Origin of the sequence: Aquipseudomonas guryensis (genome assembly GCF_014164785.1) — a bacterium.
GTDB lineage: Bacteria > Pseudomonadota > Gammaproteobacteria > Pseudomonadales > Pseudomonadaceae > Aquipseudomonas > Aquipseudomonas guryensis.
The window spans coordinates 191,480-217,508 of sequence record NZ_JACJFN010000003.1 but is presented as its reverse complement, the minus strand read 5'-3'; the positions used below and the strand labels follow the sequence as shown (position 1 = coordinate 217,508).

General features: G+C 65.3%; 24 protein-coding genes. 14 read left to right on the top strand and 10 right to left on the bottom strand.

The window, feature by feature from the left end; genetic code table 11:
- Window positions 1-31: 31 nt before the first annotated feature.
- The 7 genes from H3H45_RS12670 (at window position 32) to H3H45_RS12640 (ending at window position 7,337) form a co-directional block, all read left to right on the top strand.
- The gene (locus H3H45_RS12670) at window positions 32-697 is read left to right on the top strand and encodes an ABC transporter ATP-binding protein (RefSeq protein ID WP_182834107.1); all 666 of its coding nucleotides are present in this window, start codon (window positions 32-34) and stop codon (window positions 695-697) included.
- Complete coding sequence (locus tag H3H45_RS12665) at window positions 697-3,168, top strand: ABC transporter permease (RefSeq protein WP_182834106.1); 2,472 nt, start codon at window positions 697-699, stop codon at window positions 3,166-3,168. Before H3H45_RS12670 ends, H3H45_RS12665 begins: the two co-directional genes overlap by 1 nt.
- Window positions 3,158-4,228 (top strand): lipocalin-like domain-containing protein, encoded by a 1,071-nt coding sequence (locus tag H3H45_RS12660; RefSeq protein WP_182834105.1) that lies wholly within the window; start codon window positions 3,158-3,160, stop codon window positions 4,226-4,228. The genes H3H45_RS12665 and H3H45_RS12660 overlap by 11 nt, the downstream gene beginning before the upstream one ends.
- A gap of 134 nt (window positions 4,229-4,362) precedes the next feature.
- Window positions 4,363-5,037 carry a type 1 glutamine amidotransferase domain-containing protein gene (locus tag H3H45_RS12655; protein ID WP_182834104.1) on the top strand — a complete coding sequence of 225 codons (675 nt, stop codon included), beginning with the start codon at window positions 4,363-4,365 and terminating at the stop codon, window positions 5,035-5,037.
- Between the two features lie 50 nt (window positions 5,038-5,087).
- Complete coding sequence (locus H3H45_RS12650; RefSeq protein ID WP_182834103.1) at window positions 5,088-5,396, top strand: putative quinol monooxygenase; 309 nt, start codon at window positions 5,088-5,090, stop codon at window positions 5,394-5,396.
- Between the two features lie 41 nt (window positions 5,397-5,437).
- Window positions 5,438-6,538, top strand: coding sequence for an NADH:flavin oxidoreductase/NADH oxidase (locus tag H3H45_RS12645; RefSeq protein WP_182834102.1), 1,101 nt, complete (start codon window positions 5,438-5,440; stop codon window positions 6,536-6,538).
- Between the two features lie 142 nt (window positions 6,539-6,680).
- Entirely contained in the window at window positions 6,681-7,337 is a 657-nt protein-coding gene (locus H3H45_RS12640; protein WP_182834101.1) for a cupin domain-containing protein, read from the top strand.
- Between the two features lie 74 nt (window positions 7,338-7,411).
- On the opposite strand, the gene H3H45_RS12635 is transcribed toward H3H45_RS12640, so the two are convergent.
- From H3H45_RS12635 to H3H45_RS12625, 3 genes are read right to left on the bottom strand one after another with little or no spacing between them, the layout of a single operon-like run.
- Window positions 7,412-7,945 carry a DNA polymerase III subunit chi gene (locus tag H3H45_RS12635; RefSeq protein ID WP_182834100.1) on the bottom strand — a complete coding sequence of 178 codons (534 nt, stop codon included), beginning with the start codon at window positions 7,943-7,945 and terminating at the stop codon, window positions 7,412-7,414.
- 8 nt (window positions 7,946-7,953) lie between these two features.
- Window positions 7,954-8,370, bottom strand: a complete 417-nt coding sequence (locus H3H45_RS12630) for a DNA polymerase III subunit chi (protein WP_182834099.1) — start codon at window positions 8,368-8,370, stop codon at window positions 7,954-7,956.
- Window positions 8,367-9,851 carry a leucyl aminopeptidase gene (locus H3H45_RS12625; RefSeq protein WP_182834098.1) on the bottom strand — a complete coding sequence of 495 codons (1,485 nt, stop codon included), beginning with the start codon at window positions 9,849-9,851 and terminating at the stop codon, window positions 8,367-8,369. The genes H3H45_RS12630 and H3H45_RS12625 overlap by 4 nt, the downstream gene beginning before the upstream one ends.
- Before the next feature lie 143 nt (window positions 9,852-9,994).
- Between H3H45_RS12625 and lptF the strand changes: the two genes are divergently transcribed.
- On the top strand, window positions 9,995-11,131 hold the full coding sequence (gene lptF, locus H3H45_RS12620) for an LPS export ABC transporter permease LptF (protein WP_182834097.1): 1,137 nt from the start codon (window positions 9,995-9,997) through the stop codon (window positions 11,129-11,131).
- On the top strand, window positions 11,118-12,179 hold the full coding sequence (lptG, locus tag H3H45_RS12615) for an LPS export ABC transporter permease LptG (RefSeq protein WP_182834096.1): 1,062 nt from the start codon (window positions 11,118-11,120) through the stop codon (window positions 12,177-12,179). Before lptF ends, lptG begins: the two co-directional genes overlap by 14 nt.
- Window positions 12,180-12,525: 346 nt before the next feature.
- Here the strand turns inward: lptG and H3H45_RS12610 are convergent, their stop codons facing one another.
- Complete coding sequence (locus H3H45_RS12610; RefSeq protein ID WP_182834095.1) at window positions 12,526-14,589, bottom strand: putative bifunctional diguanylate cyclase/phosphodiesterase; 2,064 nt, start codon at window positions 14,587-14,589, stop codon at window positions 12,526-12,528.
- A gap of 255 nt (window positions 14,590-14,844) precedes the next feature.
- Between H3H45_RS12610 and H3H45_RS12605 the strand changes: the two genes are divergently transcribed.
- Window positions 14,845-16,140 carry an ammonium transporter gene (locus H3H45_RS12605; protein ID WP_182834094.1) on the top strand — a complete coding sequence of 432 codons (1,296 nt, stop codon included), beginning with the start codon at window positions 14,845-14,847 and terminating at the stop codon, window positions 16,138-16,140.
- 1 nt (window position 16,141) lies between these two features.
- Window positions 16,142-16,786 (top strand): hypothetical protein, encoded by a 645-nt coding sequence (locus H3H45_RS12600; protein WP_182834093.1) that lies wholly within the window; start codon window positions 16,142-16,144, stop codon window positions 16,784-16,786.
- A 183-nt stretch (window positions 16,787-16,969) separates the two neighbouring features.
- Here the strand turns inward: H3H45_RS12600 and sodB are convergent, their stop codons facing one another.
- The 3 genes from sodB to H3H45_RS12585 form a co-directional block, all read right to left on the bottom strand.
- Window positions 16,970-17,551: a superoxide dismutase [Fe] gene (gene sodB, locus H3H45_RS12595; RefSeq protein WP_173204005.1), complete on the bottom strand. Its 582-nt coding sequence runs from the start codon at window positions 17,549-17,551 to the stop codon at window positions 16,970-16,972.
- 181 nt (window positions 17,552-17,732) lie between these two features.
- Window positions 17,733-18,335: a LysE/ArgO family amino acid transporter gene (locus H3H45_RS12590; protein WP_182834092.1), complete on the bottom strand. Its 603-nt coding sequence runs from the start codon at window positions 18,333-18,335 to the stop codon at window positions 17,733-17,735.
- A 5-nt stretch (window positions 18,336-18,340) separates the two neighbouring features.
- Entirely contained in the window at window positions 18,341-18,748 is a 408-nt protein-coding gene (locus H3H45_RS12585) for an ACT domain-containing protein (RefSeq protein ID WP_182834091.1), read from the bottom strand.
- A 104-nt stretch (window positions 18,749-18,852) separates the two neighbouring features.
- Between H3H45_RS12585 and H3H45_RS12580 the strand changes: the two genes are divergently transcribed.
- Window positions 18,853-19,743, top strand: a complete 891-nt coding sequence (locus tag H3H45_RS12580) for a LysR family transcriptional regulator ArgP (protein ID WP_182834090.1) — start codon at window positions 18,853-18,855, stop codon at window positions 19,741-19,743.
- 174 nt (window positions 19,744-19,917) lie between these two features.
- On the opposite strand, the gene H3H45_RS12575 is transcribed toward H3H45_RS12580, so the two are convergent.
- On the bottom strand, window positions 19,918-21,840 hold the full coding sequence (locus H3H45_RS12575) for a methyl-accepting chemotaxis protein (protein ID WP_235983688.1): 1,923 nt from the start codon (window positions 21,838-21,840) through the stop codon (window positions 19,918-19,920).
- A 240-nt stretch (window positions 21,841-22,080) separates the two neighbouring features.
- Between H3H45_RS12575 and H3H45_RS12570 the strand changes: the two genes are divergently transcribed.
- Window positions 22,081-23,070, top strand: coding sequence for an NAD-dependent epimerase/dehydratase family protein (locus tag H3H45_RS12570; protein ID WP_182834088.1), 990 nt, complete (start codon window positions 22,081-22,083; stop codon window positions 23,068-23,070).
- A 150-nt stretch (window positions 23,071-23,220) separates the two neighbouring features.
- Window positions 23,221-24,240, top strand: coding sequence for a Leu/Phe/Val dehydrogenase (locus H3H45_RS12565; RefSeq protein WP_182834087.1), 1,020 nt, complete (start codon window positions 23,221-23,223; stop codon window positions 24,238-24,240).
- Window positions 24,241-24,294: 54 nt separating this feature from the next.
- Here the strand turns inward: H3H45_RS12565 and H3H45_RS12560 are convergent, their stop codons facing one another.
- Window positions 24,295-25,149: a DMT family transporter gene (locus H3H45_RS12560; RefSeq protein ID WP_182834086.1), complete on the bottom strand. Its 855-nt coding sequence runs from the start codon at window positions 25,147-25,149 to the stop codon at window positions 24,295-24,297.
- 381 nt (window positions 25,150-25,530) lie between these two features.
- Entirely contained in the window at window positions 25,531-25,791 is a 261-nt protein-coding gene (locus H3H45_RS12555; RefSeq protein ID WP_182834085.1) for a YebG family protein, read from the bottom strand.
- Window positions 25,792-26,029 lie beyond the last annotated feature (238 nt).

The window sequence follows — 26,029 nt, the reverse complement described above, 5'->3', positions numbered from 1 at the left end:
TAGCCGCTATTGCGTGGAGGCACTGCTGCCGATGCTGATTGTCGAGAACCTGCACAAGTCGTTCGCCACCGCCCAGGGCAACCTGGCGGTGCTGCGTGGGGTCGATCTGCAGTTGCCCGGCGCCAGCAGCCTGGCACTGATGGGCGAGTCGGGCAGCGGCAAGAGCACCCTGCTGCACCTGGTCGCCGGCCTGGAGCGGCCCGACAGCGGGCGCATCCTGGTCGATGGCGTGCCGCTGGACGGGCGTCGCGAGGCCGAACTGGCACGCTGGCGCCGCGAAGGCATCGGCCTGGTGTTTCAGCAGTACAACCTGATCAGCAGCCTCAGCGTGGCGGCCAATCTGGCCTTCCAGGCGCGCCTGGCCGGTCGCCATGATCCAGCCTGGGTCGCCTACCTGGCCGAGCGCCTGGGCCTGACGCCACTGCTGCAGCGCTACCCGGAACAGCTCTCCGGTGGTCAGCAGCAGCGGGTGGCCATCGGCCGGGCCCTGGCCGCGCGACCTTCGCTGGTACTGGCTGACGAACCCACCGGCAGCCTGGATGAGGCGAGCAGCGAGGCGGTGCTCGACCTGCTCCTGCAACTGGTCGGCGAGGCCGGCAGCAGTCTGCTCATGGTCACCCACAGTGCGCGCCTGGCCGCCCGCCTGGAGCACAGTCTTTATCTGCACCTGGGCCGGGTTGCGGCTCAGGAGGCTTGATGGGCACGCTGCGCATCAGTCTGCAGGCGCTGCTCAGCCACTGGCGCCGCCATCCGCTGCAGTTCTTTAGCATTCTCACCGGTCTGTGGCTGGCCACGGCGTTGTGGACTGGGGTGCAGGCGCTGAATAGTCAGGCGCGTGCCGACTATGCCCGCGCCAGCGCCGTGCTGGCCGGTCCGGCACAGGCGCAGCTGGTGGCGCGCCAGGGCCCGCATTTCGCTCAGTCCGTCTATGTGCAGCTGCGCCGCAGCGGCTGGCCGGTGTCGCCGCTGCTGGAAGGGCGCCTGCGTTTCGCTGGAGAGGAACCGCTGAGCGTGCAACTGCTTGGCATCGAACCGCTGAGCCTGCCGCATGGCAGCGAGGTGGGTGGGCGCCCCGCCGATGGCTCGGATATCGCCAGCTTTCTCGGCAGTCCGGGCCAGGCCTGGATTGCCGCCGACACCCTGCAACGCCTCGGCCTGCAGGCGGGCGAGCAGGCGCTCACGGCGGACGGCCAGCGCTTGCCGCCCTTGCAGGTACAAGAGCAACTGGCGCCGGGGGTGATCGTGGTCGATATCGGCCAGGCCCAGCGCCTGTTGCAGGCGCCGGGGCAATTGTCGCGCCTGCTGTTGCCGGCGGATTCCGCCACGCGCGCACTGCCGGGCGATCTGCAGGCCGTGCTGCAGCTGCAACCGGCCGCCGACGGCGATGACCTGCAGCGCCTCACCGAGAGCTTCCACCTCAACCTCACGGCCCTCGGCCTGCTGGCCTTTATCGTCGGCCTGTTCATCGTGCATGCCGCCATCGGCCTGGCCCTGGAGCAGCGCCGCGGCCTGCTGCGCACCCTGCGCGCCTGCGGGGTCAGCCTGGGCGGCCTGCTCGGCGCGTTGGCCATCGAACTGGGCTTGTTCGCTCTGCTCAGTGGCTTGGCTGGGGTGGCCAGCGGTTACGGGCTGGCTAGCCTGTTGCTGGCCGATGTCGCCGCCAGCCTGCGCGGCCTGTATGGCGCCGAAGTGGCTGGCCAACTGAGCCTGGCGCCGCAGTGGTGGCTGGCCGGGCTGGCCATCAGCCTGCTCGGCGCCTTGCTCGCTGGCGCCAGCAGCCTGCTGCGGGCGGCCAACCTGCCGTTGCTGGCGCTGGCCCAGCCACAGGCCTGGCGCCTGGCCCAGGGCCTATGGTTGCGCCGTCAGGCCTGGCTGGCAGCCGGGCTGCTGGTGCTGGCGCTGGCCTGCTGGCAATTCGGCGACAGCCTGCTGACGGCCTTCGTCCTGCTCGCCGCCTTGCTCCTGGCCGCGGCGCTGCTGCTTCCGGCCTTGCTGGATGGCGCCCTGGCGCTGCTCGCCCGGCGTTGTCGCGGGCCGTTGAGCGAATGGTTCGTTGCCGACAGTCGTCAGCAACTGCCGGCCCTGGCCCTGGCGCTGATGGCCCTGCTGCTGGCCCTGGCCGCCAGCGTCGGGGTGGGCAGCATGACCGAGGGTTTTCGCCAGACCTTTACCGGCTGGCTCGACCAGCGCCTGTCCGCCGAGCTGTACCTGGCCCCGCGCGACACCGAGCAGGCCGAGCAGATCAGCGCCTGGCTTGCCGCCCAACCAGGTATCACGGCAATCCTGCCGCACTGGCGGGTCGACCTGCGCCTGCAGGGCTGGCCGGCGCAGCTGCAGGGTATCGTCGATCACCCCAGCTACCGCCAGCACTGGCCGCTGCTGGAGCAGCAGGACGATGCCTGGACGCAGCTGGCGGCGGGGCAGGGCGTGCTGCTCAGCGAGCAACTGGCGCGCCGGCTCAAGCTGCGCCTGGGCGACGCGCTGGTACTGCCAGCGGCAGGCGGCGAACAGCGTCTGCCGGTGCTCGGCCTGTACGCCGACTATGGCAACCCCAAGGGCCATCTGCTGCTGAGCGCCGCCTGGCTGCGCCGCCATTGGCCGGACGCCAGCCTGAGCAACCTCAGCCTGCGCCTGCCGGCCGCGCGGGTCGAGCCGCTCAAGGCCGAGCTGGAACAACGCTTTGAGCTGGATGACAGCCGGCTGATCGACCAGGCCTCGCTCAAACGCTGGTCGACCCGGGTGTTCGAGCGCACCTTTGCCGCCACTGCTGCGCTCAACAGCCTGACCCTGGGTGTGGCCGGGGTGGCGCTGTTCATCAGCCTGCTGACCCTCGGCCAGAGCCGCCTGGGCCAGCTGGCACCGCTCTGGGCCCTGGGCCTGGGGCGCGCGCGCCTGGCCTGGCTAAGCCTGGGGCAGACGCTGCTGCTGGCCAGCCTCACTGTGCTGCTGGCCATGCCCCTGGGCCTTCTGCTGGCCTGGTGCCTGGTGGCGGTGGTCAACGTGCAGGCCTTCGGCTGGCGCCTGCCGCTGCATGTGTTCCCCGCCCAGTTGCTGCAGCTGGGCCTGCTCGGCCTGTTTACCAGCCTGCTGGCCGCCGCCGGGCCGCTATGGCAACTGGCGCGCCGCCAGCCGGCCGACCTGTTGAGGCAGTTCGCCGATGAACGCTAGAAGTCTGTTGCTGCTCGCCGCCGTGCTGCTCGCCGGCTGTGACGACGCGCCCGCGCCAAGCGCCGGTTTCGCCGGTCTCGGCCAGGATGTCGCTGGTTTCAGTGCGGTCGAACCCGGCCGGGTGCTGCAGTTCCCGCTCGATCACGGCGCCCACCATGGCTATCGCATCGAATGGTGGTACGTCACCGCCAATCTCACCGACGAGCAGGGCCGCGACTGGGGTGTGCAGTGGACGCTGTTCCGCTCGGCGCTGCGCCCCGGCGCCGAGCAGGCCGGCTGGGACAGCCCCAACCTGTGGCTGGGCCATGCCGGTCTGAGCGGGCCGTTCGGTCACCAGTTCGCCGAGCGCCTGGGCCGTGGCGGTATCGGCCAGGCCGGGGTGGCGGCGCAACCGTTCCGCGCCTGGATCGACGATTGGTCGCTGCACAGCACGGCTGGCGAGGGTTTGCAGCAGCTGCAGATGCAGGCCGCCGGTGCGGACTTTGACTACGACCTGCAACTGCGCGCCGACGGCCCGCTGGTGCTGCACGGCGCGCAGGGCTACAGCGAGAAGTCCGGCCAGGGCCAGGCATCCTATTACTACAGCCAGCCGTTCTACCGGGTCAGCGGCGAGATCGAGCGTGACGGCCAGCGCTACCGGGTTAGCGGCCAGGCCTGGCTCGACCGCGAATGGAGCAGCCAGCCGCTGGCCGCCGAGCAGCAGGGCTGGGACTGGTTTTCCCTGCACCTGGACGGTGGCGCCAAGCTGATGCTGTTCCAGGTGCGCCAGACCGAGGGCCAACCTTATCGTGCCGGCACCTGGATCGGCGCCGACGGCCGCAGCCAAGCACTGCGCGGCGAGCAGATCCAGCTCAGCCCGCTGGCCACTACCGAACTGGACAACGGCCGCCGCGTGCCGACCCGCTGGCGTGTGCAGGTGGCGGGCCATGGCGTTGATGTCGAGGTCGAGGCGCTGCAGCAGCAGGCCTGGATGGGCACCACGTTCCCCTACTGGGAAGGCCCGGTGCGCTTGCAAGGCAGCGGCGGCGGGCGCGGCTATCTGGAAATGACCGGCTACTGAGCTGAGCTCAGAGGCGCACTATTCAATTCATCGATACTGGTCATCAAAGCGTTCGAATTATCGCAGCACTGCCCGGTCTCTAAGATGCCCCCACAGATTTTGCCGAGGGCTTTATGCCCGACAGGAGAACGACGATGAAGATTCTGATGGTGCTCACGTCCCACGACCAGCTCGGCGATACCGGGCTCAAGACTGGTTTCTGGCTGGAGGAGTTCGCCGCGCCTTACTACGTGTTCAAGGATGCCGGTGCGACCATCACCCTGGCCTCGCCCAAGGGCGGCCAGCCGCCGATCGATCCGAAGAGCGATGACGAGGGTGCGCAGACCGATGCCACCCGGCGCTTCCTCGCTGACAGCGCGGCCAAACAGGCACTGGCCAACACCCTGACCCTCGATCAGGTACGCGCCGAAGACTTCGATGCACTGTTCTACCCCGGTGGCCACGGCCCGCTCTGGGACCTGGCCGAGGATGCCCGCTCGATCGCCTTGATCGAACGCTTTCATGCCCTCGGCAAACCGCTGGGGGCCGTGTGCCATGCACCGGCGGTGCTGCGCCACAGTAAGGCGGCGGATGGCCAGCCGTTGGTCAAGGGCAAGCGCGTCACCGGTTTCAGCAACAGCGAGGAAGAGGCGGTGCAGCTGACTCAGGTGGTGCCATTTCTGGTCGAGGACATGCTGGTCGGCAATGGCGCCAGCTACTCGCGTGGCGAGGACTGGTACAGCCATGTGGTGGTCGACGGCCTGCTGGTGACCGGGCAGAACCCGGCCTCCTCGGATGCCAGCGCCGAAGCCCTGCTCAAGCTGATCTAACCCAATATCCATGATGACGGCGGGGCTGCCAGCCCCGCACGGGAACCTGTATGCCGATTGCCCTGTTTGCCAGCCTGACCGCCCACCCCGCGCACCGCACCGCCCTCGAACAGGCGCTGCGCCATATGGTCGAGGCCAGCCGCCGCGAGCCCGGCAACCTGCGCTACGACCTGTTCGTGCGGGGCGATGACGCGGCGACCTTTGACCTCTTCGAGCTGTATGCCGACGCAGCGGCGGTGGCCGCCCACCGTGCCAGCACCCACTACCAGGCCTTTCGCGAACAGATCGGCGGCTGGCTGGCCGCGCCGGTGGATGTGCGTAGCAGCCATGTCCTCGACCTGGCTCCTTTAAATTCCTGAGGCGCTTTGCGCCCACTGATCCATTGCTGTGAGGATTGACGATGTCTGCTCTGTTTTCCCCGTTCCAGCTCAAGGATGTCACCCTGCGCAATCGCATCGCGGTGCCGCCGATGTGCCAGTACAGCGCCATCGACGGCGTCACCACGGACTGGCACCTGCATCATTACGCCGGCCTGGCCCGTGGCGGCGCCGGCCTGGTGATCGTCGAGGCCACGGCAGTATCCCCGGAAGGGCGCATCAGCCCCGGTTGCACCGGCTTGTGGAATGATCAGCAGGCCGAGGGCATGGCCCGTATCGCCCAGGCGATCAAGGCCGGTGGCGCGGTGCCGGGTATCCAGATCGCCCACGCCGGGCGCAAGGCCAGCGCCAACCGTCCCTGGGAGGGCGACGACCATATCGCCGAAGGCGATGCGCGCGGCTGGCAGACCATCGCCCCGTCCGCCGTGGCCTTCGGCGCGCACCTGCCCAAGGTGCCCCAGGCCATGACCCTGGACGACATCGCCCGGGTCAAGGCCGACTTCGTCGCCGCTGCCCGCCGTGCTCGCGATGCCGGTTTCGAGTGGCTGGAGCTGCACTTCGCCCACGGCTACCTGGCGCAGAGCTTTTTCAGCGCGCACTCCAACCAGCGTGACGATGCCTACGGTGGCGATTTCGCCGGCCGCAGCCGTTTCCTCCTGGAAACCCTGGCGGCGGTGCGCGAGGTGTGGCCGGCCAACCTGCCGCTGACGGCGCGTTTCGGCGTGATCGAGTATGACGGCCGTGACGAGGAAACCCTGGCCGAGTCCATCGAGCTGGCCAAGGCCATGCGCCGTGGTGGTCTGGATTTGCTCAGTGTCAGCGTCGGCTTCACCATCGCCGAAACCAACATTCCATGGGGGCCGGCCTTCCTGGCGCCGATCGCCGAGCGCGTACGCCGCGAGGCGGAACTGCCGGTGGCGTCGTCCTGGGGCATCGATGCGCCGGCCAATGCCGAACGCGTGGTGGCCGAGGGGCAGATGGATCTGGTGATGGTCGGCCGCGCCCACCTGGCCAACCCGCACTGGCCGTTGCAGGCAGCGCAGCAACTCGGGGTCGAACGGCCCACCTGGGTTCTGCCGGCGCCTTATGCGCACTGGCTGGAGCGCTACCAGGTCGCCCAGTAACATCCACAGGGTCCGGCATGCCGGACCCTTTGCGTTTAGCGGTCTGGCGTTAACATGAGGCAGGATGCTTTGAGCGGGGCGTATTGATCCGTGCCGGCAAAATGCACCTGCGTGATCCATCAACTTTAGGTTTCCAACGCCCATGCAGCTCAACGCCGACTTCAGCCAACGCGCCGTTATCCGCCCCGGCGACAGCCCCTGGGTGCCCTCGCCGATGCCTGGAGTGGAGCGGCGCATGCTCGACCGCATCGGTGAGGAGCTGGCGCGGGCCACGTCCATCGTGCGCTATGCCGCCGCTTCGCATTTCAGTGAGCACCAGCATCCGGGTGGTGAGGAGTTCCTGGTGCTGGACGGGGTGTTCTCCGACGAGCGTGGCGACTACCCGGCCGGGACCTATGTGCGCAACCCGATCGGCAGCCAACACGCGCCGTTCAGCCGGGAAGGCTGCATCATCTTCGTCAAACTCATGCAGTTCGCCGCCGATGATCAGCAGCCAGTGGTGATCGACAGTCACTCGGCCGCCTGGCACCCGGGGCTGGTGCCGGGCCTGCAGGTACTGCCGCTGCATCAGCATGGCACCGAGCATGTGGCGCTGGTGCGCTGGGCGCCGGGCACGCGCTTCAACCGTCATCGCCACTGGGGTGGCGAGGAAATCCTGGTACTCGAAGGCACCTTCCAGGACGAATTCGGTGACTATCCGGCCGGCAGCTGGCTGCGCAGCCCACACCTGTCCGAACACACGCCGTTCAGCGAGTCAGGCTGCTTGATCTGGGTAAAAACCGGGCATTTGCCAGCTTAGATTCTGTACGGGGCTCGCGCAGATTGTGCCGTGCGCAGCGCAGACCGCTGCGTCGGTACGGCGCACCCTGCGGATCAGGGCTTGCGTTGGGCCAGCAGACGGTCGAGGCGGGCGTCGAGGCGGCGCTTGAGTTCGGCCTCGATCTGCGGGACGAAATCGTCGATCACGTCCTGCAGCAGCAGCTGAGCGGCGGCACGCAGTTCGCCGTCGAGACGGTTCAGTTCGCCGAGCCCCTGAGCGCTGACACTGCGCTGGATGGCGCTGCTTATGCTCGAACTGGCAGGTGCGGTTGTCGCGACGGCGGGTTTGGCCGGCGCTACGGGGGGCGCTGCGGGCTTCGGGCTAACCGGCACAGCCGAGCGCATGGGTGGAGTAGGGCTTGTCGCAGGGACGCTGGCCGGCTGCGCGGTGCCGGCACTTGGCAGCGGGGTGGGCAGGCTTACGGTCGGGCCGGGCTCGATGATGTCGGACAGCAGGGGAATCTGCAGGTCGTCGTCGAGGCTGTCAGTCAGCAGTGGCGGCTCGAGCTGTTGCTCTTCCAGCAGCTTGCGGATGGACTCAAGGTCATCCAGCAGGTGGTCGGGCTTGGGCGGTTTCGGGGTGTCCATGACTTGAATCAGAGCTCTACACGCTGCGGATCATAGCCTTTCTGCCGGTACAGGCGGAAATTCTCGCGGCACAGGGCCAGCAATTGCGGCTCCTGGTTGACGATCTCGATGACCCGGCTGAACTGCTCCAGGTGCGGCGAAAGCGCCGGATTGAGGTTGATCAGCAGGCCCTGGCTGGTCGCCGGAGGTTCGTCCAGGCCGAGTACCACCGGTGCTTGTGGATTGTGCTGGTGCAGGTCGTGGGGCACGAAGCTGTCGTTCTTGAAGTGCCACAACAGCTCGTCCAGCTCTTCGCACTGGGCCTGGTCGGCGCCGCGCACAAACACCGGCATGCCGGCGCGCCAGGCTTTCAGGGCCAGCTGGCAGGCCGCGCGCTGGCGGTCGGCCGGGCTGGCGGTGGAGAGAACGTAGAACTCGACTCTCACTTGACCCTATCCAGCAGGTATTGGGTCAGCAGCGGTACTGGGCGGCCGGTGGCGCCCTTGTCCTTACCACCACTGATCCATGCGGTGCCGGCGATGTCCAGGTGGGCCCAGTGCACGTCCTTGGTGAAGCGCGAGAGGAAGCAGGCGGCGGTGATGGTGCCGGCCTTGGGCCCGCCGATGTTGGCGATGTCGGCAAACGGGCTGTCCAGCTGTTCCTGGTATTCGTCGAACAGCGGCAGCTGCCAGGCGCGGTCGTCGGCGTGCTCGCCCGCCTTGAGCAGTTGCTTGATCAGCGTGTCGTTGTTGCCGAGCAGGCCGGAAGTGTGCGCGCCGAGGGCAACTACGCAGGCGCCGGTGAGGGTGGCGATGTCGATCACTGCCTGCGGCTTGAAGCGCTGGGCGTAGGTCAGGGTATCGCACAGCACCAGGCGGCCTTCGGCGTCGGTATTGAGGATTTCCACGGTCTGCCCGCTCATGGTGGTGACGATGTCGCCGGGGCGGGTGGCGCTGCCGCTAGGCATGTTCTCGGCGCAGGCCAGCAGGCACACCAGGTTGATCGGCAATTGCAGTTCGAGCACGGTCTTGAGGGTGCCGAATACGCTGGCAGCGCCGCACATGTCGTACTTCATCTCGTCCATGCCGGCGGCCGGCTTGATGCTGATGCCGCCGGTGTCGAAGGTCACGCCCTTGCCGACCAGGGCGTAGGGTTGCTCATCCTTATGCCCGCCCTGGTAGTGCATGACGATCATCCGCGGCGGTTGGGCGCTGCCCTGACCGACGGCAAGGAAGGCACCTGCGCCGAGTTCCTTGAGCTTCTTCTCGTCGAGGATCTCAACCTTGAGGTTCTTGTGCGCCTTGCCCAGGGCCTTGGCTTCTTCAGCCAGGTAGCTGGGGTGGCAGAGGTTCGGCGGCAGGTTGCCGAGGTCCTTGGTGAAGGCCATGCCGCTGGCGATGGCCTGGGCATGCAGACTGCCGCGCTCGACGTCGGCCAATTCGGCCTTGTCGGCGATCAGGGTGATCTTCTTCAGCGCCTTGGGTTCGGCCTTCTTACTCTTGAACTGGTCGTACAGGTACTCGCCGTCGGCCAGGGTTTCCACCAGCAGGCGCGCCTTGCCGTAGGCATCGCGACCCTTGACCTTGAGTTCGCCGAGGGCCAGCACGGCATCAGTACCGCCCAGACCTTTCAGTGCGCCCTGAGCGGCTGCAACCAATTTGCGGTACTGGCGGTCGGATAGCTCGCCCTTGCCACTGCCCAGCAGCAGTACGCGTTCGGCCTTGAGGCCCGGCAGGCTGTGCAGCAGCAGGGTCTGCCCGGGTTTGCCGGCGATGTCGCCGCGCTTGAGCAGGGTGCTGATAGCGCCACCGCTGGCCTCGTCGACGGCCTTGGCTGCCGCGCCGAGCTTGCGCCCTTCGCCGAGGGTGACCACCAGGGTGGCGGTCTTCAGGGTTTCCGGACGGGTGCTTTTGACGAGGAATTCCATGGTGAGCTGTCCCCAAGACAAAGAGTCGGGTTTGGCGGATAATGCCCGCTATTTTTTCGAGGGCCTGCATGTGCTGCAGGCCGGCAAAGGTGCGGCTAGTTTGAGCGTAGCCACCGGAGCCTGACAACCCTGGAGTGTCCGGTTTGATCGTCTTCCGCTATCTGTCTCGCGAAGTCTTGCTCACCCTCAGTGCGGTCAGTGCCGTACTGCTGGTGATCATCATGAGCGGGCGTTTCATCAAGTACCTGGCCCAGGCGGCGCAGGGCCTGCTCGATCCCAGCGTGCTGTTCATGATCATGGGCTTCCGTCTGCCCGGATTCCTCCAGCTGATCCTGCCGCTGGGACTGTTTCTCGGCATCCTGCTGGCCTACGGACGTCTGTACCTGGACAGCGAGATGACCGTGCTCTCTGCCACCGGCATGAGCAACAAGCGTCTTCTCACCTATACCATGGCCCCGGCAGCGCTGGTGGCCCTGCTGACGGGCTGGCTGAGCCTGGGTCTGGCGCCGCAGGGGGTGACCGAGGTTACGCGGATCCTCAATCAGCAGGATGCTCTGACCGAGTTCGATACCCTGGTGCCTGGCCGCTTTCAGGCGATGAAGGATGGCTCGCGGGTCACCTACACGGAAAGCCTCTCGGCGGATCGGGCGCAGCTGTCCGGCGTGTTCATTTCCGAGAAACGCTTCAGCCGCGACCAGGCGGAGAAGAATAAGGAGCGTGGCATCACCGTACTGGTCGCCGAGAAAGGTCGCCAGGTGATCCAGGCCGATGGTAGCCGTTACCTGATCCTGGAAAACGGTTACCGCTACGATGGCAACCCTGGCCAGGCCGATTACCGGGCGATCCAGTACGAGACCTATGGCGTGCTGTTGCCCAAACCGTCGGTGAGCAACGAGATCAGCGAGCGTGAGGCCATTCCTACCCGCGAACTGCTGGGTAGCGACAACCCGCGTTATCAGGCCGAGCTGCAGTGGCGCCTGTCGATTCCACTGCTGGTATTCGTCGTCGCGTTGCTGGCAGTGCCATTGTCGCGGGTCAACCCGCGCCAGGGCCGCTTCCTCAAGCTGCTACCGGCGATTCTTCTGTACATGGCCTACCTGGCGCTGCTGATCGGCGCCCGGGGTCAGTTGGACAAGGGCAAGATTCCCCAGGACCTGGGGCTGTGGTGGGTGCACGGCCTGTTCCTGTTGATCGGTCTGGGGCTGTTCTGCTGGACGCCCCTGCAACTCAAGCTGGCCAGCCGCCGCGCAGTGAAGGAGATGGCCCATGGTCAGGCTTGATCGTTACATCGGAACCAGCGTGTTCTACGCCATCCTGGCAGTGCTGGGGATCATCGTCGGCCTGGCGCTGTTGTTCGCCTTTATCGACGAGCTGGGTGACGTAGGCGAGGCCTATGGCACCTTTGAGGCGCTGGTCTATGTCCTGTTGACCTTGCCACGGCGTATCTATGAGATGCTGCCGATGGCCGCGCTGATCGGTTGCCTGATCGGTCTGGGCAGCCTGGCCAGCAATAGCGAGCTGACCATCATGCGTGCGGCTGGCGTATCGGTCAGCCGTATCGTCTGGGCGGTGATGAAGCCCATGCTTGTGCTGATGCTGGTCGGCGTGCTGATCGGCGAATACCTGGCGCCCTGGAGCGAGAACCTGGCTCAGGCCCATCGCTCCATGGCCCAGGGCGGCGGTGAGGCGCAAAGCTCAAAGCGCGGCCTGTGGCATCGTCAGGGGCAGGAATATGTGCACATCAACGCGGTGCAACCGAATGGCCGGCTGTATGGCGTGACCCGCTATCAGTTCGATGAGCAGCGTCACCTGCTTTCCTCAAGCTTTGCCCGGCGTGCCTTGTACCAGGGCGATCACTGGCAGCTGGAAGACGTCAAAACCACGCATTTCCGCGAGCGCAGTACCGAGGTGATCGACGCCCCGATCGAGCGCTGGGATGTCGAACTCAACCCGCAACTGCTCGGCACCGTGGTCATGGAGCCGGATTCCCTGTCGATCAGCGGCCTGTGGCGCTATATCCGTTACCTCGGCGAGCAGGGCCTGAACAATGGCAGTTATTGGCTGGCGTTCTGGACCAAGGTGCTGCAACCGCTGGTGACGGCAGCGCTGGTGTTGATGGCGATTTCCTTCATCTTCGGTCCGCTGCGCTCGGTGACCCTCGGCCAGCGCGTGTTTACCGGTGTGCTGGTGGGCTTCGTGTTCCGCATCGCCCAGGACCTGCTCGGCCCATCGAGCCTGGTGTTCGGCTTCTCGCCGCTGCTGGCGGTGCTGGTGCCGGCCCTGATCTGTGCCGGTGCGGGCTTCGTGCTGTTGCGCCGCGCGGCCTGATCCCAGGCGGGATGTGCAAAGGCCGGGCTTAGCCCGGCCTTTTTGTTGGTGGGGATCGCTGGTGAGCGGATGGCTGCGATGCTGCTTGCCGCGACCGGCCTGATTGCAGCCGCGATGGGCTAAGAGGGGTTGAGTCTGTAAGGCTGTTCACTTAAGTGCTCCCCTCTCCCTAACCCTCTCCCACAAGTGGGAGAGGGGACTGTCCGTATTGCCAGAAAGTCATTATCCCGTTGCATGGCCGCTGCACTTGCCGCAGAAAAAACGCCGCGACTCCTTGGGAGATCGCGGCGTTTTTCTTAAGGGGCAGTGCCAGGGCTAAGGACGGCCTTTCGGCATTATCGAGTGGTTACAGCGTGGCGGGGTTGCTGACGGTGTTCAGGCGCCGGGCCTGCTTCAGGTACAGGGTGACTTCGCGGGCCGGCAGCGGTTTGCTGTACAGGTAGCCCTGGCCCTCGTTGCAGCCGTTGGCGATGATGTAGGCCTCTTGCTCGATGGTCTCCACGCCTTCGGCGATGACCTGCATGCCCAGGCTCTTACCGAGCTGGATGATGGCACGCACGATGGTGGCGTCGTCTTCGTCTTCCAGCACATCCTGGACGAAGCTGCGGTCGATCTTGATCTTGTCCAGTGGCAGGCTCTTCAGGTAGCTCAGCGAGGAGTAGCCGGTACCGAAGTCGTCGATGGCGATCAACGCGCCGGCGCGGCGCAGGCTGAGCAGGTGCTGGGCAGCGGTGGTGATGTCTTCCATCAGGCCGGTTTCGGTGACTTCCAGCTCCAGGCTGCGTGCCGGCAGGCGGTAGACCTGCAGCAGGTTGTTGACCATGCGCGGCAGCTCGGCGTGGTGCAGCTGCACGGTGGACAGGTTGACCGCCATGCGCAGGTTGGTGAAGCCCTGGTCGTGCCATTCGCGCAGCTGGCGGCAGGACTGATCCAGCACCCATTCGCCGATGGCGATGATGGTGCCGTTCTGCTCGGCCAGCGGGATAAACAGGTCTGGCGGGACGAAGCCATGTTGCGGGTGCTGCCAACGCAGCAGGGCCTCGACGCCGACCACCTGGTGGTCGCGGTAGTCGACCTGCGGCTGGTACACCACATGCAGCTCGTTGCGGCCGAGGGCCTCGCGCAGGTCCTTCTCCAGCTCGCGACGGCGACGCATCTCGCTGTCGACGCTGGCGATGTAGAACTGGTAGCGGTTGCGCGAACGACTCTTGGCCAGGGTCATGGTCTGTTCGGCTTTCTGCAGCAGCTTCTCGGTGCTGTCGCCGTCTTCCGGGAACAGGGTGATGCCTATGGTGGCGCGCAGGCGGACTTCCTGCTGCTCCAGGGAGAAGGGCGTGTCCAGGCTGTCGAGGATGCTCTGCGCCAGTTCGGCGGCTTCATAGGGCTGTTCGATGTCGGCCTGGACCAGGGCGAACTGGTCGCCGCCGAGACGGGCCAGGGCGCCCAGTTTGCCGCTGTGGCTGCGCAGGCGATCGGAGAGGGCCAGCAGCAACTGGTCGCCGGTCTGGTAACTGAACTGTTCGTTGATGCCTTTGAAATCGTCCAGGCCGACACACAGCACGGCTACGCGGCGTTGCAGGCGACCGGCGTCTTCGAGGATCTGGTCGAGCTGCTGCTGCAGTTGCTGGCGATTGGGCAGGCCGGTGAGGAAGTCGTACTGCGACATGCGCAGAAGGCTGGTCTCCGCTTCGCGGCGCAGGTGGGTGTTGCGCTCGATAGATTCCAGCAGCTGGTTGGCGGTGTTGATCCACAACCCCAGCTCGTTCTTCTCGTTGCCGCGCAGCATGGGCAGCTTGTGCTCGCTGGGGCGGTCCGGGTTGATGTTGGTCAGGTGCTCGATGATCTTCGACAGAGGCTTGGTCAGCAGCAAGTGGTAGACCAGGTACAGCACCAGGCCCATGGCGAGGGCTCGCAACACGCCGGAGATGAAGATGATCACCGAGGTGGTGAGGAAGTTCTCGCCGTAGCTGGCGGTGTCGAGGGTGATATTGAGATCACCGTAGTACTCGCTGTAGGGACCTTTGCCTACCAGTTGGGTGCTAAAGACCTGCTCCTTGCCGAGAATCGGATCGGTCATCCAGCGGCTGGTCGACTCGATCAGTTCACGCGAGCGTTCGGCCAGCATCGGTTCGTTGGGGTGGCCGATGGCGGCGTAGCGCACTGCTTCGTGCTGGAACAGGCCTTCGATGACCTGCATGCCCATCTCCCGGTCCAGGCTGTAGACGGCCTGGGTCGAGGGGTCGCGGAACATGCCGAGGATGCGCTGGGCATCGCTGGCCACGGCCTGACGAGTCTTGTAGATGTCGAAGACGATCTGTGCACAGCTGAGCACCACGCCAACGATCAGCGCCGAAAGCAGAACCACTCGGAGCAGTTTGAGCGACAGGCTGTTTTTCAATTCCAGCTTCAAATGCGTATTCCTTGTTATCTGCCGGAGCCTACTGACCGTTGTGAGTATTGGCAAATGCGTGGGAGCCGTCAAAGGGCCATTACGTCATCGAGCGGTTTTTTTAGCATTGTTCTGCGCTGGCGCATGAGCGGGGTATGAAATTGGTGATGCGCTCTGCCTTGGTGCGAGCGCATGGCAGGAGCCTCTCGCCTGAGGCTCTCAGGGCTGGCGCAAGAGTTGCTAAGGCTTATCCGTCACTGTGTCGGGGGGCTTGCCATGAAGATCTACCTGCTGTCGCTGTGTGCCTTGTTCTTTCCGTCGCTGGCCCATGCCGCCACGGATGTTGAGCTGAATAGTGCCTGGGTGGTGCTAGCCAGTGCCCTGGTGTTTTTCATGCAGGCGGGTTTTGCCCTGCTGGAAAGCGGCATGTCGCGAGCGAAGAATGCCGTCAATGTGATGATGAAGAATTTCATGGATGGCTGCGCCGGCGGCATCGTCTTCTGGCTGGTCGGCTTCGGCCTGATGTTCGGTGCCAATGCCACCGGCTGGTATGGCATGAGCCACTTCGCGCCACACCAGGGCGAACCCTGGGATTTCACCTTCCTGCTGTTCCAGATGATGTTCGCCGCCACGGCGGCGACCATTGCTAGCGGCGCCATGGCCGAACGTACCCGCTACAGCGCCTACCTGATCGGCGCGGTGGTGATCAGCGGCTTTATCTATCCGATCTTCGGTAGCTGGGTGTGGAGCGGTATCTATGGCGGCCAGGGTTGGCTGGCGAAGATGGGCTTCATCGACTTTGCCGGCTCCACCGTGGTTCATAGCGTCGGTGCCTGGTGCGCGCTGGCCGGGATCATGGTGCTCGGCCCGCGGCTGGGGCGCTTTGCCAGTGACGGCACGCCGCGGGTGATCCCCGGACACAACCTGGCGCTGGTCACCCTGGGTGGTTTCATCCTCTGGCTCGGCTGGTTCGGCTTCAACGCAGGCAGCACCCTGGCGATCAATGCAAGCATCGGCCTGATCGCCCTCAACACCCATCTGGCTGCAGCTTGCGGTGCGGTGGGGGCGATGCTGGCGCTGCGCACCACATCCAGCCCGGTGTTGCTGAGCACCACGGTGAATGGCTCGCTGGGCGGGCTGGTCGGCATAACCGCCGGTTGCGCCACCATGCTGCCGGGCTTCGCCATGCTTACCGGGCTGGTGGCGGGGTTTGTCGTGGTTTTCGGCATGCGTCTGCTCGATCGGCTGCGCCTCGACGATGTGGTGGGGGCCATCCCGGTGCATGGTTTGGCCGGTGTCTGGGGGACTGTCGCCGCTGGTCTGTTCTTTACCGGCGACCTGTTCAGCTGGGCGCGTGTCAGCGTGCAACTGATCGGTGCCGGCATGGCCTTCGTCTGGGCTTTTCCGCTGGCCCTGGCCCTGTATTTCATCCTGGCCAAGACCATCGGTCTGCGCATCAGCACTCAGGATGAACAGCGTGGCCTGGACTATGCCGAGCATGCCGAGATCGGTTACCCGGAGTTCAACCAGTCGCTGACCTTCGATGGCACCGAATTGACGCGGAGGGCGTGAGATGAGTCTGACTACCCGTCGTCGCGCCATCTATACCGGGTTGGCCGGGCACTTTGGCGAAGATGAGCTGCTGCCGCTGTTATCACTGTGGGAGGCCAAGTACGCAGACAAGCCGCCTTTCGCCCTCAACGAATTTCTCGCCGAAGTGGCGCAGCGCAGCGGTCGCAAGCTGGAGCGCGCGCGTCTGTACCGTGAGCTGGTCGGCGCACTGACCGGCCCGACCAGCAATCTGCTGCCCGATCCGGCGCCGCGGGTACATGCCTGGCGCCAGGGTGAAGGCCTGGAAGCAGAAGAAGTTTCCGGGCCGGATGCGCTCGCCCGGCAGACCTTCGATGCGCTGAGCCAGGCCCTGTTCGGCCTGCTCGACCCGGAGATGGTACCGCGCCTACGCCGCTTTGCTGCCGGTAATCTGAATGGCATGCAGGTGGAAACCGAGCTGCGTCTGCGCCTGCGCGGCTGGCTGGAGCAGGGCGGGTCACTGGGGCTGACGGCACTCACGCTGGAGCACCTGCGGGTGCTGCTCAATCTGCTTTATATAGGCCTGTGCGAGTACCTCGGCCCGGTTACTGCCGATCAGGTACTGACCCGTGCCGTGCAGAAGACCGAGCGTATGAATCTGCAGTTGCCACCGCAGAAGCTGCTGTAAAAACCCCTTTGCGATCTTTTCTGCATCGCTTTAGCGGCGTGTAGAGACTGATGCGGAGTGTTTTGCCCCCTCTCCCACAAGTGGGAGAGGGGAGTTTCCGAGATCGTAGACAGGTTCTGAACCACCCTGCAGAAAGCAAAAAACCCGGCCTTAGCCGGGTTTTTTGTGGACGCTGGGTGTGACTCAGGCAGCGAAGTTCTTCGCCACGAAGTCCCAGTTGACCAGGTTCCAGAACGCCTCGACGTACTTCGGACGCAGGTTGCGGTAGTCGATGTAGTAGGCGTGTTCCCATACGTCGCAGGTCAGCAGCGGGGTGTCGCCGCTGGTCAGCGGGCAGCCGGCGCCGATGGTGCTGGCCAGGGCCAGGGAGCCGTCAGCCTTCTTCACCAGCCAGCCCCAGCCGGAGCCGAAGGTGCCGATGGAGGTCTTGCTGAACTCTTCCTTGAACTTGTCGAAGGAACCGAAAGCCGCGTTGATCGCGTCGGCCAGGGCGCCAGTCGGCTGACCACCGCCGTTCGGCGACAGGCAGTTCCAGTAGAAGGTGTGGTTCCAGATCTGTGCGGCGTTGTTGAATACGCCACCCGAGGAAGTCTTGATGATCTCTTCCAGGCTCTTGCCTTCGAACTCGGTGCCTGGCACCAGGTTGTTCAGGTTCACCACGTAAGCGTTGTGGTGTTTGCCATGGTGGAATTCCAGGGTCTCGGCGGACAGGTGCGGCTCGAGGGCGTTTTTCTCGTACGGCAGCGGCGGCAATTCGAAAGCCATGGTCTATCTCCTACTCAGGTCGGGGGCGCGCGGTGCGCACAGGGGCCGTTCACGGGCGGCCGGACTGGCGGCGGAGAGTTTGTCCTCTTTGCGCCGCGAGCCGGGGATCATAGCACCCGAGCTGGGCCTTAACCACGCAGCAACTGTGTGGAAAAGCCGGTGCCAGGGCCTTTGCCACGCCTTACATGGAGCCCATCAGCTGATAGGCCATGGCGAACATCATCAGCGCCACGCCCAGGTCGAGTAGGCGCCAGGTGGCGGGGCGGGCCAGCCAGGGTGCAAGCCAGGCCGCGCCGAGGGCCAGGCTGAAGAACCACAGCAAGGATGCGCTGGCCGCGCCCAGGGTGTAGGCGCCCGGGTCCGGCTGCTGGGCGCCGAGCGAGCCGATCAGCAACACGGTATCCAGGTACACATGCGGGTTGAGCAGGGTGACAGCCAGTGCTGCCAGCAGCACGGCGCGGCGTGAGCGCGGGCCACTGTCCCCAGCCTGCTGCAACGCCTGCGGACGCATCGCGCGCTGCAGAGCCTTGGCACCGTACCAGAGCAGGAAGGCGATACCGCCCCAGCGGGCGATGCCGAGCAGCAGCGGGTTCTGTGCCAGCAAGGCGGCCAGGCCGAAGACCCCGGCAGCGACCAACAGGGCGTCGCACAGCACGCACAGCGCGGCGACCGGCAGGTGATGTTCGCGGCGCAGGCTCTGCGCCAGGACGAAGACGTTCTGTGCGCCGATGGCGATGATCAGGCCGGCGGCGACCAGCAGGCCGTTCAGATAGCTCTGCCACATGGCGTTCACTCCTGTGCCTGGTTGGCGGCGAGTTGGTGCAGCACGGCCATGGCCCGCTCGGCATCGGCTGCGGCGACGAACAGATGATCGTGGTAGAAACCGGCCACTACGTTGCAGCTGATATTGGCGGCGGCCAGGGTGCTGGCGAAGGCAGCGGTGAGGCCGACAGCGGCGAGCGCCGAATGCACGCTCAGGGTGATCCAGGCGGCGACATAGTCGTAGTTCAGGCCCAGGCGGTCGGCCTCTTCCTGGGCGAGGATCAGGGTCAGGCCTTCGGCCTCGCGAAAGCTGCCAATGATCGTCTGGACATCCAGCGGGCTGTCGCTAGCCACGCTGCAGAACACGTAGCGGCCGGGGTTGAGCTCGGGTGACAGGCTGCCGAGCAGTTTGCCGAGTGAAGTTTCGCCAGCCATGGGAGCATCCTTATAAGTGTTGCAGTGATCGTTGCCGGGCAGTTTCCTCTGCGCTCGTGTATAAGAAAAACAAATCATGCTGATCGCTCATTAGGAGAGCTGATTTGTTCGACTACAAACTCCTCGCGGCCCTGGCTGCGGTGGTGGAGCAGGGTGGTTTCGAGCGGGCCGCACAGCTGCTCGGTCTGTCGCAGTCGGCGGTATCGCAACGGATCAAGCTGCTCGAGGCGCGGGTCGGCCAGCCGGTGCTGGTGCGTGCCATGCCGCCAGCGCCCACGGAGATCGGCCGGCGCCTGCTCAACCATGTGCAACAGGTACGCTTGCTCGAGCGCGACCTGCAGGGCCAGGTGCCGGCGCTGGACGACGGTGGCCTACCCGAGCGCCTGCGCATCGCCCTGAATGCCGACAGCCTGGCGACCTGGTGGGCGCGGGCATTGGGCGACTTCTGCGCCGAGCACCGCTTGCTGCTGGATCTGGTGGTGGAGGATCAGGACGTCGGTCTCAAGCGCATGCGTGCCGGCGAAGTGGCCGCCTGCGTGTGTGCGGCCGAGCGCCCGGTGGCCGGCGCCCGCTCCCTGCCGCTTGGCGCCATGCGCTACCGCGCCCTGGCCAGCCCGGACTTTATCGAACGGCACTTTCCCCTGGGCGTGCAGGCCGGCAGCCTGGCGCGGATTCCGGCCATCGTCTTCGGCCCGGACGACCTGCTGCAGCATCGCTATCTGGCGCAGCTGGGCGTCGAGGGGGGCTTTGCTCATCACCTGTGCCCTTCGTCTGAGGGGTTCGTGCGCCTGACCGAAGCCGGCTTCGGCTGGGGCCTGGTGCCCGAACTGCAGGTGCAGCGCGAACTGGCCAGCGGCGCGCTGGTCGAGATCATCCCCGACCTGCCGTTGGATGTGCCGCTGTACTGGCACCACTGGCGTAATGGCGGCGAACTGCTGACGGCACTGACCGAGCACCTGCACCGCGGCGTGGCCGGCTGGCTGGTCAAGCCGTAGCCCGTAGGCAATCCTTGATAGTCGGCATCTACGGCCACGGATTGCATCCGGACTACCAGGCTGACTTTGCCCTAGGTGTAGGAGCCAGCTTGCTGGCGATCAGCTGCTCAATGATCGCCAGCAAGCTGGCTCCTACAGCCACAAACCTCACACCCGCCCTACGCTAGAACACTGTCACAGCTGAAAATGCGCCACCAACTGCTGCTGGCTGCCAGCCACCTTGCGCAGGTGTTCGCCGCAGTTGCGGGTGTGTGCGGCAGTCTGGCGATTTTCCCCGGTCATCTCATGCAGGCGGTGCATGTGCTGGTTGACCTCCTGGGTGGTGGCTGCCTGCTGCTCGGCAGCTGCCGCAATCTGGAAGGCCAGGGCATGCACGCCTTCCAGTGACTGGCTGAGGTGCTCCAGCGAGCCGAGTACGGCCTGGGTTTCGTCTTCCAGTGCGCGGGCCTGCTCGGTGGAACCCTGCATGCGCTGCAGCGCCTCGTCGGAAGAGTCGCCGAGGGCGCCGATGATCTGCACGATTTCCTCGGTGGCGGTACGGGTGCGCAGGGCCAGGTTGCGCACTTCATCGGCGACCACGGCAAAGCCGCGGCCCTGTTCGCCGGCCCGCGCCGCTTCGATGGCGGCGTTGAGGGCGAGCAGGTTGGTCTGCTCGGCGATAGCGCCGATCACACTGAGCACCGAGCCGATCTGCTGGCTGTCGCCGGCCAGGGTCTGCACCACCCGGTCGGCCTGGCGCAGGCCGTCGAGCAACTGGTCCTGGCGGCCGATCATGCGCTGCAGGGTGCTTTGCATAGTGCTGAAAGCTTCCCGTGCGGCGGCGCTGCCATCGGCACTCTGGCTGGCGTTGCTGGCGATTTCCTGGACGGTGGCGGCCATCTGGTCGACCGCGCTGACCACCATTTCCAGAGCTTCCTGCTGCTGGTCGAGGCGGCTGCTGGTCTGCCCGGCGGCGCCGAGGATGTCGCCGCTGGCATCGCCCACCGCACTGCTGGCCTGACGCAGACGTTCGATCACTTCGCGCCAGGCGCCGGCCATTTCATGCAGGGCCTGCATCAGGCCACTGTGCGGAGTGTTCTGGCTGGCCAGGCGCAGTTCGCCGGCGGCCAGACGGCGGGCCAGGTCCGCCATGTTGCTCGGCTCGCCGCCCAGCGGACGCATCACGCTGCGACTGACCAGCCAGGTGGCCAGGGCTACGCCAGCGATGGTCAGCAGGCCGAGCAGGAGCACCTGCCACATCAGCTCACGCACCGGGGCGAAGGCCTGGGCCTGGTCCATTTCAGCGATCAGTGCCCAGCGCTGGCCGTTGAACTCCAGCGGGACGAAGGCCTTGAGCGCCGGTTTTCCGTCCAGCCCCGGTTCGGCCAGGCGGCCTTGCTGCCCCTGCAGCGCCAGTGTCAGGGCTTGGCCGACGAGTGGCGTAGTCTGCGCGCTGCCGCGGCTGACCTGCAGATCGCTGAAACGTACCGAGTCGGAGCGCAGCAGGCCGTCGCTACCCACCAGGTAGGTTTCCCCGGCTTCGCCGAGACCCTGGCGAGTCTGCATCACCGCATTCAGCGGGTCGATCGGCAGTTCCAGCATCAGCATGGCTTGCAGTTCGCCGTCGCTGATGATCGGCGCAGCCAGAAACTGGCTGGGCTCGCCGGTCTGCGGGTTGTTGGCCAGATCGCTGATCAGTGCCTGCTGGCTGTCCAGGCTGGCGCGCGCCAGGCGGGCCATGGGCGTGTCGCGCCAGGCCGGGTCGTTGAGGTTCTGCTGGTAGTCATTACCACGCAGCACGCTGAACAGCACCTTGCCGTCACTGGAGATCAGCTTCAGCTCGCGGTAGCCGAAGGTCTTGATGAAATTCTCGAAAATCGGCCGGTCATAGTTGGCGGTGCTGAGCAGGGCTACGGCGTCCAGGCCGGCGTAGCTGGTGCCGAGGTTGCTGGCCAGGGTGCTGAGCTGGTTATGCCGGGATTGCCAGTTGTCCTGCAATTGCCGTTGTTTGATATTCGCTACGGCTTCCAGGGCGTTCAGCGTCTGCTCCTGCAGAGCCTGGCTGGCCTGGTGGTAGACGGTGAACGCCATGGCCATGACCGGAATAAGGCCGATCATTAGGTAACTTAAGGCTAGCTTCAGGCGTAACGGCATTTCCGTTGGCTCCACGGGTAGAAGAGTTACAAGCGAGGGTGGTGTTGAATATTCTGCAAGAAGCGTGCGAATTGCTTAACGGATGTCAAAAATAATGTCCGGAGTCTGTTTGCAAGGCCGGCTTTCTGGCCTGCCATGTCACAGCCGGACTGGGGTGGGGCTGCTAGAGTCGCTGCTACAACAAGAGTCGCAGGGGAGAGGCGCATGAAAATTCTGGTAACGGGGGCGAGCGGTTTTATCGGTGGGCGCTTTGCCCGGTTCGCCCTGGAGCAGGGTTTGCGTGTGCGGGTCAACGGTCGCCGCCCTGAAGGGGTGCAGCACTTGATCAAGCGTGGTGCGGAATTCGTCCAGGGCGACCTGGCCGATGCCGATCTGGCGCATCACCTGTGCCGCGATGTCGAAGCCGTGGTGCATTGCGCCGGTGCCGTGGGGGTGTGGGGCAGTCGCGAGCACTTCCAGCAGGGCAACGTCGGCCTGACCCAGAACATCATCGAGGGTTGCCTGGGGCAGAAGGTGCGGCGGCTGGTGCACCTGTCTTCACCTTCGGTGTACTTCGACGGTAAGTCGCACATCGGCCTCAAGGAGGAGCAGGTGCCGAAGACCTTCGTCGATCACTACGGCGCGACCAAGTACCTGGCCGAGCAGAAGGTCTTCGAGGCCCAGGAGTTTGGCCTGGAGGTGATCGCCCTGCGTCCGCGCTTCGTTACCGGTGCCGGCGACACCAGCATCTTTCCGCGGTTGATCAACATGCAGCGCAAGGGGCGCCTGGCGATCATCGGCAACGGCCTGAACAAGGTCGACTTCACCAGCATGCAGAACCTCAACGACGCCCTGTTCAGCAGCCTGCTGGCCGCCGGGCCGGCGCTGGGCAAGGTGTACAACATCAGCAATGGCGCGCCGGTGCCGCTGTGGGATGTGGTCAATTTCGTCCTGCGCCAGTTCGACTTGCCGCCGGTGAGCAAGCACATGCCCTATGGCCTGGCCTATGCCGCGGCGACGCTCAACGAGATGGTCTGCAAGGTGCTGCCGGGGCGCCCGGAGCCGAGCCTGTTCCGCCTCGGCGTGGCGGTGATGGCGCGGGACTTCTCCCTGGATATCAGCCGCGCCCGGCAGTACCTGGACTACGACCCGCAGGTGCCGATCTGGACCGCGCTGGAAGAATTCTGCCAGTGGTGGAAGGTGCAGGGGCGCTGAGTACCAATGCTGTGGCGGTTCTCATCGGGGCGCGATCTGAGCCGTACACTGTGACTCTGGTTATCAGGACTGGGTGGCTTATACCCAGTCAACCCAGCCGCAGGTAGCGCCCGACCTATACTGGCCTGTAAAGCCAGCAAGGAAATCCGCATGTTCGCCATGATGGAAAGCGCCCGGCTCGAAGCCCTGCATCTGGCGCAAGATCCTGCCACCGGCCTCCAGGCCATCATTGCCATTCACAACACACGCCTCGGCCCCGCCCTTGGCGGTTGCCGTTATCTCGCCTATCCCGATACCGACAGCGCCGTGCGCGATGCTATCCGCCTGGCCCAGGGCATGAGCTACAAGGCCGCCCTGGCCGGTTTGGAGCAGGGCGGTGGCAAGGCGGTGATCATCCGTCCGGGCCATGTGGATAACCGTGGCGCGCTGTTCGAGGCCTTCGGGCGCATGATCGAATCGCTCAAGGGGGCCTACATCACCGCGATGGACAGCGGCACCTCCAGCGCCGATATGGACTGCATCGCCCAGCAAACCCAGCACGTGACTAGCACCACCAGCGCCGGTGACCCGTCGCCGCACACCGCGATGGGCGTCTACGCCGGCATCCGCGCCACCGCCCTGGCGCGTCTGGGCAGCAGTGATCTGGAAGGGCTGCGCATCGCCGTGCAAGGCCTCGGCAATGTCGGCTTCGCCCTGGCCGAGCAGCTCGCGGCGGCTGGGGTGGAGTTGTTCGTCAGCGACCTCGACCCCGGCCGTGTACAGCTGGCGGTGGAGCAGCTCGGCGCCCATGCGGTGAGTAGTGAGGCATTGCTCAGTACGCCATGCGAGATCCTCGCCCCCTGTGGCTTGGGTGGCGTGCTCAATGCCCAGACGGTCGGCACCCTGCACTGCGCGGCGGTGGCCGGTGCGGCCAACAACCAGCTGGCCAGTGGCGAAATCGCCGATGAGTTGGAGGCGCGCGGTATTCTTTACGCACCGGACTACGTGATCAATTCCGGCGGGCTGATCTATGTCTCGTTGCAGCATCGGGGTTATGAACTGCCGGCGATCACCGCGCACTTGGCGCAGATCGGCTTGCGCCTGACCGATATCTACGCTCATGCCCAGGCCGACAAGCACTCGCCCGCGCGGGTCGCCGACCGGCTGGCGGAGCGACTGCTGTACGGCTAGCTGACAAGGCAACGCCCACGGCAGCAATGCCGTGAACGTTGTCGGCCGCAGGCTCTAGCCCTTGCGAAACACCAGAACCAGCCCCAGCACGATGGCCGCCATACCGACAAGGCTCAGGCTGCTCATGCGGTTGCCGAGGAACAGATAATCCATGGCCGCCGTCACCCCCGGCACCAGGTAGAACAGGCTGGTGACGTTGACCAGATTGCCCGCCTGGATCAGTCGATAGAGCAGCAACTGCGCCACCACCGAGATCACGATGGCCAGCCACAGCAGCGGCAGCAGCAGGTCTAGTGACCAGTCCACGCTAAAGGGCTGCAGCGGCAGCAGCGCCGCGCAGGCCAGCAGGCTCGCGGCGTATTGCAGGGGCAGGGTGTGCAGGGGTGTCTGCTGCAGGCCCTTCTGCAGGATGGCGCCGCCGGTCATGCAGGCCAGCGCCGCCAGGGCATAGACCATGCCTGTCGCGCCCAGGGCCGCTTGCTGCAGGCTATGCCACACCACCAGCACCAGCCCCGCCAGAGCGATGCCCAGCCCCAGCAGGCGCAGCGCGGCAAAGCGCTGCTCCAGGATGAACAGGGTGAGGATTGGCTGCACGCCGAGCAGGGTGGCCAGCACGCCCGGTGTCACGCCGTTATCCAGCGCCAGCAGATAGCAGATGGAGTAGCCGCCGATCAGCAGCAGGCCGGTCGCCGCCGTGCGCCAGCGCTTGCCACGCGCGGGCAACCAGGTACGCGTGAGGCTGCCAATCAGCAACAGAACGCTGAGGGCCAGGGCAAAGCGCAGGGTCAGCAGGGCGAAAGCCGAGGCATGGTCCAGGCCCAGCCTGGCGAAGATCGCGCCGCTGCTCCAGAGCAGGACGAACAGCGCAGTCGAGGCGCATGCGCCCCAGAAGGTCTTGTTGAAATACATGATGAATCACCTGTCGCAAAGGCTTAACAGGCTCCACTAGCCGGTCACTTAGGACAGGCAGGCCAGAAGCGCAACGGAGCCGGGAGTCGGGCTGAAATCAGCCCGCAGCGGTGTACGCGGGTGGCGGCGGAGGTGTGCCGGCCCGACGTGCAGCGGGAGGTGCGACAGGTGGGGAAATCAGGCTCAGGCGCGCAGCAGCATCCCCGGCAGCATGGGCAGCCAGCGGGATGACGAGGGAGTTGTGCGCTTGAAAGGTCATGGGCTCAGGTTGCGAGTGAGCGGAAAGAGGCGATGAAACTAGCGATTGGCGCCTGCGCCGTCAATCCACCGGGTGATCGCCGGCTGCTTGCGGCAAGCAGCCGGTAACGACCTGAAGCGACTTTACTCGGCGGTTTCTGCGCCCAGTTCGGCCAGCGCTTCCGGCTGGTTCTTGAAGGCCTTGGCGAAGGTGTCGCGGTTCTTCGCCATGAAGATGCCGAGTTCTTCCACCTGCTGCTCGCTGAGCGAGGGCACGGCTTTCTGCAGCGCCTCGGACAGCGCTTCGGCCAGTTCCAGCATCTTGTCGTAACGATCGGCTTCGGCCTTATCCATGAACAAGCGCTCCAGGTCGCGACTGCTGCGGTACACCACTTCGACGGCCATTCATCACCTCATTCCTGTATCTGTTGGGAAGAAAAATACTGTATTTGCATACAGTATAAAGAGATGCATCATTGCTGCAAGGCCTGCGCCAAAGTCTTTGCCGGCAGCCCCATCGCTGTGCCCGCAGCCAATGCCCGGGCGTCATGCTGGCCTCCATTCTGCATAACCGTCATCAGGTAGTGCCAGCATGGCCAATCAAGAGTAGTCAGGAGTAACAGCGTGAAATCGAAACAGATCG